The sequence below is a fragment of the Paenibacillus agaridevorans genome, assembly GCF_003112455.1.
GTDB lineage: Bacteria > Bacillota > Bacilli > Paenibacillales > Paenibacillaceae > Pristimantibacillus > Pristimantibacillus agaridevorans.
Map to the genome: position 1 here is coordinate 66,832 of NZ_BDQX01000398.1, position 11,677 is coordinate 78,508.

Below are 11,677 nucleotides of genomic sequence, written 5' to 3' on the forward strand. Positions count from 1 at the left end.
CTCTATACATTTGTTCCGGAACGGGAGGGACTGGCATGTACAACGTTTTGCTGGTAGACGATGAAGAGCTGGATCTGGAAGGCATGAGGCGGTTTATTCCATGGCCGGAGCTGGGCATGGAGGTGAAAGGCAGCGTCAACAACGCCCTTTCGGCTTGCGAGCTGCTGGAGAAGCAGCATATCGACATCCTTGTAAGCGATGTCAATATGCCTTATATGTCGGGGCTCGAGCTGGCCAAAATCGCGATTGAGCGCAAGCCGAACATTCGCATCATCTTTGTCAGCGGTTACCAGGAGTTCAGCTATGTGCAGCAGGCGCTGTCGCTAAAAGCGTACAGCTACGTGCTCAAGCCGATGGAGGACAGCGAGCTCGTCGCATCGCTCATGAAGGTGAAGCGGGATCTCGACGAAGAGAATAAACATAGGGAAGTAGAAGAAGCGTACAAGCAATTGATTCCTATCGCCCGAAACGATCTGTTGCTCAGGCTGTTCGAAGGCGAAGCGGCCAACTTGGCGGAATTCGGAGACAAGCTGCAGGTGTCTCGGGACATGGAGCAGCTAAAGTGGCCGGTCCGGGTGGCGGTTATTGAGCTTGAGAATAGAAGCTCGTCCAATTCCGGGGCCGACTTGCTGGAGATTTCCCGCCTCTTTATTCGCCAACTGCATGACTCGATCGGGATGAGAGGCTGGCGGATACCCTATTGCAGGCTCAACGCCAAGCGGATAGCGCTGCTGCTGGAAGAGGAGCGGCTAGAGGAGACGTTGGAAGGGTTGCTTCAAGAAGCGAAAGTCAGATTGGACGTTACGGTGACGACGGGGTTAGGTTCGCCCGCTAGCCGACTGGAGAGACTGTCTAACTCGTACAAACAAGCGATTGAAGCGGTAGAAGGCAAAATGTTTTTTGGAAAGGGCATTACGATCAAGTTCGAAGAAGTGCAGGCGAAGCCGGAGATGTTCGACGCCAGGGAGCTCGATGCCCGAATGGCCGCTTTGCTTCAAGCGATGAAGGATTACAACCTGGTGCTGCTTCACGACGAGTTGGAAAATTTGTTTAAATCGATAACCGGCTTTCGTTCCAAGTTCACCGTACATAATCTGAGCAGCTATATCATATGGAAGCTGGATCACTATTTGACCGCCAACCAGGAGGATCTGTTCGAGCTGCTTGGCATCGAAATTAGGAATTTGGACATTCTGATGCAATTCGATACGATCGGAGACATTCGTTCCTGGCTCATTCATCGCTTGTACGAAATTTCGGAGCGGCTGAACGAGAAAGCAAACACGAAGGAAAGCAAATTCATTCGCAGGGTGCTGCATACGATGAGGGAGAGGATGGGCGAAAACATCACGCTTAAGGATATCGCCCAGCAGTTCTCGTTTTCGCCGAGCTACCTCGGATTCCTGATCAAGGAGAAGTCGGGCCAGTCGTTTAACGAGCTGCTCGTTCAGATGAGGATGGAGCGGGCCGTCGAACTGCTCAAGCAGCCGGGGATAAAAATTTATGAAGTATCGGACAGGGTAGGCTATAGATACTTGCCTTACTTCAGCAGGCAGTTCAAGGAAAAATTCGGCATGACGCCGATGGAGTACAGGAAGAGCATCCAGTGAAGACGAATCGCGAGCGCGGACGCCGCTATCTCCCAATCGGTTACAAGCTGATGTTGTCTTATCTGGTTTTTATTATAATTCTCGTATCTCTTAACGGCTACGTCTCGCAATCCATGTACGAGAAGTCGATGAGGAAGCAGACGAGGTCGAACATTCAGGCAACGCTGATCCAGATTCGGGACAACGTGGCGTACAAGACAAGCGATATGATTCGAATATCGGGCACGCTGTACGACGATTATACGTTTGTGCAGCATCTAAAGACCGACGCGACGGGCGCAGAGAACCATTACCGGATGGAGCAGATTATTTTGCCCAAGCTGGACATCGCGACGAAGTCGATCGGCCTCCATTTGCGTCTGTCCGTCTACTTGCGCAACGAAAGCATCAACGAACGTTACGAGAAACGGGACGCGCTTGAGGACTTTAACACGCAGACGTTCGATCTGTACCACTTGCGCCGAATCGAAAACAAATCTTGGTATAAGGACATTCCGCCCGAACAGTACGGGCAGACGATACAGTGGAAGCAGATCGAGGAAGACGAGCACGACGGAAGGATCTCGATGATACGCCGCATCGTCGATATGAGCGATCTGCTGCAAATGAGAGAAGTCGGCGTTATGCGCTTTAGCGTTCGGAAGACGGAGCTGTTCGAAAGCGTCGTCGACTCGAAGCTGGGTCCGGGAAGCGAGATTACGGTCAAGGATGAGCAGGGCCGTCTGATCTATGCTTCTGCGGGCAGTCCGAGCGCTTACGGCGCCGCGGCGCCTTCCGGTCCGAGCAAATACGCGGTGACGAATCCGGGACGGAGCCAGCCGTATTTGACGATTGCCGAGGAGATGCCGAAGCAGCGCTGGAAGATCGAAGCCCATGTGCCGCTAACGGTCATCGAGCAGGAGGCGGTCCGGGTGCGCGCTTTTATTTTCGCCGTGTGCGTCGTCTGTTTCGTGTTGTTCACTTTTGCGGGCGTGTTTATATCCCGTTACTTTTCCAAACGAATCATGAAATTTGTTTCGGTGTTAAATGCGTTTCGGGAAGGGGATCTCCACAAGCGGATCGCTTACAGGGGACGCGACGAATTTTCGCAGATCGCGACGGCGCTTAACGGGATGGGCGAAGATGTGGAGGCGCTGATCAACAAGGTGTACCTGACGCAGCTTCAGAAGAAGGAAGCCGAGCTCGAGATGCTTCAGACGCAGATCAATCCGCATTTTCTGTATAATACGTTATCCTCCATTAATCGGCTGGCCAAGTTCGGGGAGAACGAGAAGCTGGAGAAGATGGTCGTGCAGCTTGCGAAGTTTTACCGGCTTACGCTTAATTCCGGCAAGTCATTAATACGCGTCTCGTCGGAGATCGAACAGACAGAAGCCTATCTGGATATCCAGAAGGTAAAATACGGCAGCCGTCTCGAAGTTGCATTCGACGTGGATGTCCGCATATGGCCTTTCGAGACGATCAAGCTCGTGTTGCAGCCTTTCGTCGAGAATGCGCTCAAACACGCGTGGAGCGGCGACCGCATTTACATCCGAATCTCCGTCGCCCTCGAGCAAAACGATCTTGTATATCGGATCATCGACGACGGAATGGGCGTAAGGGCCGATCGGCTTGCCGTCATCGCCTCGATGGAAGCCGAAGGAGAGACGGGCATCGGCATCCGGAACATCCATCAGCGCGTGCAGCTTCAATACGGAGAGCGTTACGGCGTAACTTTTTATAGCCGGCTTGGCATCGGGACGACGGTGATGATCCGAATTCCGGCGAGGAGGCCTGGGCGATCCCCAAGCGAAGAAGAGCCGACCGGCTGAAGCTCGAACCGGGCGGCTCTTCTTGCTATTGCTCGTCGGAATCAATAGCCGTCGGTCGAATGGCCGAGCTCGGCCGCCATTTCCATGCCATCGTTCGCGGCTTTCGTGCCGACATGTCCGTTGCCTGCGCTGCCGGCCGCTGCCAGACCTTCCGCCACGCGTCGTCCATAGTCGGCGTCCGCTGCCGTAAAGTGGCTGATCATCGTCTCGCGGATGTGATCGGTGCATGTGCCGAGCGCGTCGACGAGATTCGCAATGAGATCGTCGCGTTCCCACTGCTCGAGCTTGCGGTAGGTGTCGCCCGCCTGCGCGAAGTTGTTCTCCCGGTCGATCTTCTGCCGCGTCAGCTTGGCATTGTACAACGGCTCGTGCGGTTCCCCCGGCCGGTCGGCTTCGGTCAGTCCGCCTAGCGAAGACGGCTCGTAGTTAATATGCGGGTTCTGTCCGGGCGCTACGTCGACGTAAAACGCCATCTGCCCGTCGCGCTGATTGGTCGCCACGCGTTTTTTCGGCGCATTGATAGGGAGCTGCAAATAGTTGCTGCCTACCCGGTAGCGCTGCGTATCGGAATACGAGAAGGTACGGCCCTGCAGCATTTTGTCGTCGGAGAAGTCGAGCCCGTCTACGAGTACGCCCGTGCCGAACGCCGCTTGCTCCACCTCGGCGAAATAGTTGGCCGGATTGCGGTTAAGCACCATCTTGCCGACGGGGAGCATAGGGAATTGCTCCGGCGGCCACAGCTTTGTATCGTCAAGCGGGTCGAAATCAAGCTCGGGATGTTCGTCGTCGCTCATCCACTGCACTTGCAGCTCCCACTCCGGGTAATCGCCTTTTTCGATCGCCTCGTACAAATCCTGCGTGGCATGATTGAAATTCTTCGCTTGAATCTTCTCCGCTTCATCCTGGGTCAGGTTGCGAATGCCCTGCTTCAGCGGCTCCCAATGATATTTGACAAGCACGCCCTTGCCTTCGGCATTGACCCATTTGTACGTGTTGACGCCGGAGCCCTGCATCTGCCGGTAATTGGCCGGAACCCCCCAAGGCGAGAACAGGAACGTGATCATATGAGTCGCTTCCGGCGACTGGGAGACGAAGTCGAAGAACCGCTCCATGCTTTGCACGTTCGTGACGGGATCGGGTTTAAACGCGTGAACCATATCCGGGAACTTCATGGCGTCTCTGATAAAGAAGATCTTTAGATTGTTGCCGACGAGATCCCAATTGCCGTCCTCCGTATAAAATTTGACCGCGAAGCCGCGCGGATCCCGAAGCGTCTCGGGAGAGTGCCCGCCGTGAATGACGGAAGAAAAGCGGACGAAGACAGGCGTCTGCTTGCCGGATTCTTGGAACAGCTTGGCCCTCGTATATTTCGAAACGGGCTCATCGCCAAGCTTTCCGTACGCTTCGAAGTAGCCGTGAGCGCCGGCGCCTCTGCCATGAACGACCCGTTCCGGCACGCGCTCGCGGTCGAAATGCGATATTTTTTCGATAAAATGATAGTTCTCCAGCGTTGAAGGTCCTCTGTTGCCGATCGTGCGAATATTCTGGTTGTCTGTAATGGGATGCCCTTGGCGATCTGTCAGCGACTGCTCTGCCTCTCCCGGTGCCAGACCGCGGCTTCGCTCGTCCTCGGCGCCTCTTTTGTTGTCCATGAGATTGTCTGCCTCCTTGGGCTGATGTGGTAATGTTTCCCGTGTAGTATGTTGCGGCGGTGGAATGAATATGCGAAAAGCAAGTATGAAATACGATGCCAACCCGTTACAAAATCCCTGATTGTGGTATGATGGAACGAGATTATTTGTCATTGATATCGATCGTTATGGGGGAACGAATTCATGTTCAAGCTGACCTTTTTATTCCTGTGGTTGTCCTGGCTGCTTGGCAACCCGTTTTTTGCCATCATTCTGTTGCTGTTTATTTTGTATGTCATAGACCGCAGATTCGTAGGTTTGTCTCCCAGTCTGCTGGCGCCGCTTAAGCGCAACTCGCGAATCCGCAAGTTAAGGAACATAATGACGGCTTCTCCAAATGACGTGTCCGCGAAGCAAGAGCTTGCCCGGCTGCTCATCGACAAAAAGAAATACGGAGAAGCGATTCGTTTGCTGGAGCCGCTCAAAAGGGTCCTGGAGGATTCGGCGGAATATTGGGCCGATCTGGGGCTGGCGCTGGCGGCCGAAGGCAATAAGGCGGAGGGAGAAGCGGCCCTGTTGCGCGCGCTCGAGATTAATTCGAGGGTCAAATACGGCACGCCCTATTTGAGGCTTGCGGCGATGAGCGCGGACAGCGGCGATCAAGAGAAGGCTCTTCGCTATTTGCGTGCGTTCCAGGACATCCATTCTTCCTCGTGCGAATCTTACTACCGGCTTGCTGAGGTCTACAAACGGATGGGGAAGGAAGCGGAGGCAAAGAGCTCGGCGGAGGAAGGGCTGCGCGTCTATCGTTCCTTGCCTAAGTACAGGAAACGCGCGGAGCGCGGCTGGGCACTGCGGCTGCTGCTCAAAAAATAAGGTAAAGGGGCAAGATGCAACACATGCAACGCAATCTATGGCTGATCGCAATCGGCGTCATCGTTACGCTCATATTAGTTAATAACACAGTCTACTACTTCTTGACCAAATCAACTTTGGAAGAAAGTCATAGGGAAGAGCTGCTGACGCTTGCGAGTCAGATCGAAATCGCCGTCGAGCAGTCTCGCATGGGCGCCGAGCATTATGAGGACCAGATCGGCAGGGAGCTTCGCGCGGCATCCATTGCCGCCCAATACGCCCTTGACCCTGATGTGGAAAAGGTTACATCGGAGCAGCTTCAGGAGCTGAGCAGGAAGCTGGACATCGCCCATATTACGCTGCTGAAGCAAACAGGCGATGATATTGTGCTGCACCGCTCATCCGATGGTTCGCAAATTGGAAAGAGCACGAAGAGCTGGGATCCCTGGCATCAGGTATTCAAGCAGCTGTTCGCGAAGGAAGTCGTTAAGGAAGAATGGCTCGGGCAGTCCATGGAGAACTTCTGGAGCGGTCCGTTCGAGGTATCCTCCACGGAGCTGGACAAAGTTTACAAGTGGGGCTACTATTACGACGGAACAACAAATTATATTACCGATCCCTACGTCAGCTTTGCGAGGCTTGACGAGTACAACCGGATTACGGGGGCAGAACGTCTGATCTCCGAGCTGGAGAACAGAAGCGACTCCATTATGGAGATTGCGGCGATCAATCCGGCAACCTTTCCGGACGGGATCTGGACGCCTACGGAGAACGGCGAGGAGCAGGAGCATCATGTGCAGCGTCCCGTCATCTATGGCGATTATACGATTAAGCTGGATCGCGACGTCGAATACGTACGCCGTGCTTACCAGGAGCACGAAGTGCTCACGCTGGAGGAAAAGGCGGGGGGCAAGTCGGTCTATAAGCTGTTTATCCCCGTATTCGTAAAAGACAAAGGGATCAGCATTACGGACGAATACGGCAAGCAGTTGGACAGCTACGTGCTGACGATCGCTTCGGATTACGAGGTTATTAAAAGCAAACTGGACAACCAATTTCTAAATCTGGGTCTTATCATTGTTTTATTGTCGATCGTTAGCCTGGCGATTGCCTATACCGCTCTCCGCTATTACAAATATACCCGCGAAAAAGCAGTACAAGTCGCCCAGGAGACGTACGTGGAAGAGATCAACAGCTTGTTCCACTCCGTCAAAGCCCAGCGGCACGATTTCCTGAACCATGTCCAGACGATCAGGGCGCTTGCGGAGCTTAACAAATATCAGGAGCTTGTAGCCTACACCAAAGAATTGACCAGCGATATCCGCTCCGTCAACGATTATATCAATATCGGCAATCCGGCGATCGCGGCGCTTATCCGTTCCAAAATCTCGCAGGCGGAGAGCTACCGGATCACATTGGAATGCAGCGTAAGCGGTCTTGATCTTCAGGACATGGGGGCCAAGACGCTGGATATGAATCGGGTACTGGGCAATCTTATCGACAATGCCTTTGACGAAGTGCTGAAATACGACGAAAGCATCCGAGAGGTAGAGCTTGCCGTCGCGCAAAGGGGGCACGCGCTGGAGATCATTATTACCAATACCTGTCTTAATGCCGAGGAGCTCGTTCAGAAGCCGTTGTTTAAAGCAGGCTTCTCCACGAAGCAGGATGATCATCAAGGACTCGGTTTGTCGATCGTCAAATCGATTGCGGAACGATACAAGGGCAAAGTCACCGTATTTGCGACAAGCCCGGATAAGCTGACTTTATCCGTGTATATTCCGCTCTCATAGTTAAATGCAAAAGAATGGAGATAAAGAATCATGAGTTTGTTGACGGTTGAGCAATTATCGCATACGTTTGGCGATCGGGTATTGTTTAGAAACGTTTCCTTCCGATTGTTGGAGGGGGAGCATGTCGGGCTGGTAGGCGCAAACGGCACAGGGAAGTCTACCCTTATGAATATTTTGACGGGGAAGCTGCTCAAGGACGAAGGCAAGGTCGAATGGACGCCACGCGTTCAATACGGTTATTTGGACCAACATACGAAGCTCGAAGCGGGCAAGACCATCCGTGACGTGTTGAAGGACGCCTTTGCTCCTTTGCTCGTGCTGGAAAACGAGCTGAATGAAATTACGTTGCAGATGGGCGACGCGGACCCGGATACGCTGGAGCAGCTATTGATTCGGATGGGAGAGATTCAAGAGGAGCTTGAAATCGGCGATTTCTATCTCATTGACGTTAAAGTCGACGAGATGGCCAACGGTTTAGGCCTTACCGCGATCGGACTCGACCGCGATGTGACGGCGTTAAGCGGCGGACAACGGACGAAGGTGCTGCTCGCCAAGCTTTTGCTGGAGAAGCCCGGCGTGTTATTGCTGGACGAGCCTACAAACTATTTGGATGACGAGCATATTAACTGGCTTACGAATTATTTAAGAAATTATCCGCACGCGTTTATTCTGATTTCCCATGAGACGTCCTTCATGAATCAGGTCGTGGGCGTGATCTATCATCTCGAATTCACGAAATTGACGCGTTACTCGGCCAATTACGATAAGTTCCTGGAGATGGCCGAACTGAACAAATCGCAGCATATCGACGCCTACGAGAAACAACAGGAATATATTAAAAAACAAGAAGAGTTTATTCAGAAAAACAAAGCGCGCGCTTCGACCTCGGGGCGGGCAAAAAGCCGGGAAAAGCAGCTTGACCGCATTGACCGGATCGACAAGCCGGAGGAAGCGGCAAGACCGACTTTTAACTTCAAAGAATCCAGAACGAGCGGCAAAACCGTATTCGAAGCGGAGGGAATGGTCATCGGCTACAATAAGCCGCTGCTTCCCAAAATGGATATGGTCATCGAGCGGGGCGATAAGATTGCAATCGTAGGTTGCAACGGAGTAGGGAAGTCTACGCTCCTTAAAACGATTCTGGGAGTCGTTGCTCCTCTGGATGGCAAAACGTATTTGGGCGATTATTTATCCCCCGCTTACTTCGAACAGGAAGCCAAGGCTCCCACGATGACTCCGCTGGAAGACGTATGGGACGAGTTCTCTTCGATGAGCCAGCATGAGGTTCGGGCAGCATTAGCTCGTTGCGGTTTAAAAAATGAACATATTACGCGGTCCCTTAATCAGCTTAGCGGCGGCGAACAAGCCAAGGTTCGTCTTTGCAAGCTGATGATGCGGGAAAGCAATTGGATCCTGTTCGACGAGCCGACCAACCACTTGGACGTTTATGCCAAAGCCGAATTGAAACGGGCTTTGCAAGCTTACAAGGGTTCGGTCGTTCTTGTGTCCCACGAACCCGAATTTTACGAGGACTGGGTAACCAAGATTTGGGATGTGGAAGCATGGTCGATGCAAAGCGTGGGGTGATAGAGAGAAGCTTTTAAGCGAAATCGACGATTTAACAGGAACGCCATCCTGCGGCTCGCGTCGCCGGGATGGCGTTTTTTTGTGTTATAATGGAAAGAATGCAAAGAACGGATGAGAGGCGGGTGGAAGACTGCAATGCGTGTATTCGACGACAAAATGTTAACGGCGCTCGAAGGACAAATGGGCGAAAACATAGAAGGCATCATGATCAAGCGCGGCTGGCAGTACTTCAAAAACGGCTACGTTCAAAGCGCGAAGGAAACGACGAGCGACATTTTGACGGGCATCGTCCAAGGGACCGAGCTGTATGCGGTCGTCATCGACGCCGAACAGTTCCGCTACAGCAAGTGCACCTGTCCGTACGGCGATTATTGCAAGCACATGGTTGCCGTCTACTTCTATTATGTGGCGTTTCGGGAAGGAGAAGAAGCCGCAGAGGCTTCGTACTTCAGACTGCTCGGATTGGCTCCCGCGAGCAAGCTCGTGAAGCCGGAGAAGAAGGAGGAATCCGGTCAATTGGCCTTGTTCGAAGTCGGCGTCGGCAATCCGGGTCCTTCCGGTTCGCCAGAGGAGTGGTTCTCCTGGATGGAGGCCGAGTACGGCGAATCGTTCAGGAAATGCCGGCATTCGCTGCATGCCCTGCAGCCCGTCTTGTCGGCGCTCAAGGGGACGTCGAGGGAATGGGAAAAGCCTATGCAGCGATTGCACTGGCTGGCGTCCATTGCCTTTACGCTGGAGCAAGCGGAGCGGGCCATCCTGACCGTGGACAGCTTTAGCCGCTATTATCACGAGATGTCGTTCTTGCGTATGGCAGAGCCTTGGCTGGAGCATGGTTTCTCCTTGTTGTCGGAGCTTGAACCCCTTGAGATGGGCGAGGCGGAGCTGCATTGGGCCGAGGCGCTTACGGAACGGGCGAAGCATAGGGCGATGATTGCCGAGCGCCAGTTATTCGATTGGCCGATGCTGTATCTGGCATATTGCGAAGTGATGTCGCGGCGCAGGGACTGGTTCGATCGGGAGTTGGCGGCGTTGCTTGCGGCAGCGGAGCGCAAGGAACCCCAGAACGACGATTCGTTTCTGCATGCGGCGGCGGGCATGTTCTACTTTCTGGACGGGGATGACGATGCGGCCATCGCGCAATTTTCGCAAAGCGCCTTCGAACGGACGCAAAAGCTTATCTATCCCTGCGTGGCTCAGCGGATGGAAGCCGGCAAGTGGGAAGCCGCGAAGCAATGGATGGCGTATTTGTTCGAGCGCGTGCATGCCGCCAGAAATGCTCGCAATATCGGCCCATTTATGACTCTGTGCCGCCGCGCGGACGAGGATCGGCCGCAGGAGGAAATCTGGGCGTCTTATATGATCGGGCTGTTGCCATACTCCTTCGGGGATCTCTCCGAGCATTGGCTTAACGTCAAGCGTTATGAGGATTGGGCCGATCTCCAGATGCTCGTCGGAGCAAAGATGGAGGAGCTGGATGCGGCGGCGCTGCGCGAGGTTGCCAAGCAATCGCCGGAATCGCTGCTGCCGATCTATCATCAATCCATCGAAGCGAATATCGCCACGAGAAATCGGCAGGGCTACCGGATAGCCGTCAAACAGCTTAAAAAGCTGGAGAAGTTGTACAAGGGACTGAAGGATGCAGAGCGTTGGGATTTGTACGTGGCAAGCATTATGGGGAAATACCAACGGCTCAGGGCGCTGCAGGAAGAGCTGTGGAAAGGGAAAATCGGCGTATGAGAACATCATTGAACTTTCGAAGCCTGACGGTGGACGGCAAATGGAGCATGGAAGAAGGAAGCCCGGCGCTGCTGCTTGGCGCGGTCGAGCGCAAGGACTTGACGGAAGGACGTCTGCGCTCGTTGTTGTTCGCATGGCATAAGGCTTCTTGGTACGGAGCGGACGTAGAAGAGGAACGAATCGGCGGACAGAGCCTGCTCAAGCTGAGCCCGCTCGCCGCCGTCGATTATTTGTCGCAGCCCCGTCATGTCCGTTTGCTTGACGTGAAGTGGAGCGATCGGCTCAGCGTCCTTATCCGAATCGCCGGCATGATCCGGACGATGCTGCTGCGAGGCTGGTATATGCCGGACTGGCAGCACTGGAGCGAGGAACGGAGGAGCTGGAGGGCCGACTTGCCGGAGGACGCCGCCGAGTTCGCGAACGATTGGGAGCAGGCTCTTCGCGATGCGGCCGAACATGGCGATGCCCGGGCGGAGGCGTGGCTGGGCGCGGCGATCGAAGAATTGCTGGCAAGCGACAACGATGCGGCGGCAGCTTGGGCGGACATTGGCAAAAAGATGGGCGAAGGCGTGCTCAGGCAGAAGGGGAGCGACGAAGACGAATGGCTGATCGCCATTGGCTTCCGCCGGGATATGCTGCCGTTCCGCGTGGCG

At 54.0% G+C, this 11,677-nt stretch carries 7 protein-coding genes and 1 pseudogene; 7 read left to right on the plus strand and 1 reads right to left on the minus strand.

Features of this window, described 5'->3' with window-relative positions; translation table 11 throughout:
- The first annotated feature begins 35 nt into the window (after nucleotides 1-35).
- Nucleotides 36-1,610, plus strand: coding sequence for a response regulator (locus PAT3040_RS31130; RefSeq protein WP_108995727.1), 1,575 nt, complete (start codon nucleotides 36-38; stop codon nucleotides 1,608-1,610).
- Entirely contained in the window at nucleotides 1,607-3,421 is a 1,815-nt protein-coding gene (locus PAT3040_RS31135; RefSeq protein ID WP_307719187.1) for a cache domain-containing sensor histidine kinase, read from the plus strand. Before PAT3040_RS31130 ends, PAT3040_RS31135 begins: the two co-directional genes overlap by 4 nt.
- A 41-nt stretch (nucleotides 3,422-3,462) precedes the next feature.
- On the opposite strand, the gene PAT3040_RS31140 is transcribed toward PAT3040_RS31135, so the two are convergent.
- Nucleotides 3,463-5,073, minus strand: a complete 1,611-nt coding sequence (locus PAT3040_RS31140; RefSeq protein WP_108995728.1) for a catalase — start codon at nucleotides 5,071-5,073, stop codon at nucleotides 3,463-3,465.
- 183 nt (nucleotides 5,074-5,256) lie between these two features.
- Here PAT3040_RS31140 and PAT3040_RS31145 point away from each other — a divergent pair, with 183 nt between their 5' ends.
- The 5 genes and pseudogenes from PAT3040_RS31145 to PAT3040_RS37680 form a co-directional block, all read left to right on the plus strand.
- Nucleotides 5,257-5,928 (plus strand): tetratricopeptide repeat protein, encoded by a 672-nt coding sequence (locus tag PAT3040_RS31145; RefSeq protein WP_087571556.1) that lies wholly within the window; start codon nucleotides 5,257-5,259, stop codon nucleotides 5,926-5,928.
- Between the two features lie 23 nt (nucleotides 5,929-5,951).
- Complete coding sequence (locus PAT3040_RS31150) at nucleotides 5,952-7,700, plus strand: sensor histidine kinase (RefSeq protein WP_108995729.1); 1,749 nt, start codon at nucleotides 5,952-5,954, stop codon at nucleotides 7,698-7,700.
- Nucleotides 7,701-7,730: 30 nt separating this feature from the next.
- Nucleotides 7,731-9,287: an ABC-F family ATP-binding cassette domain-containing protein gene (locus PAT3040_RS31155; RefSeq protein ID WP_108995730.1), complete on the plus strand. Its 1,557-nt coding sequence runs from the start codon at nucleotides 7,731-7,733 to the stop codon at nucleotides 9,285-9,287.
- A gap of 135 nt (nucleotides 9,288-9,422) precedes the next feature.
- On the plus strand, nucleotides 9,423-11,024 hold the full coding sequence (locus PAT3040_RS31160) for an SWIM zinc finger family protein (protein WP_181376948.1): 1,602 nt from the start codon (nucleotides 9,423-9,425) through the stop codon (nucleotides 11,022-11,024).
- Nucleotides 11,021-11,677, plus strand: a pseudogene (locus PAT3040_RS37680) (DEAD/DEAH box helicase); the annotation flags it as partial. The gene PAT3040_RS31160 and the pseudogene PAT3040_RS37680, both read left to right, overlap by 4 nt.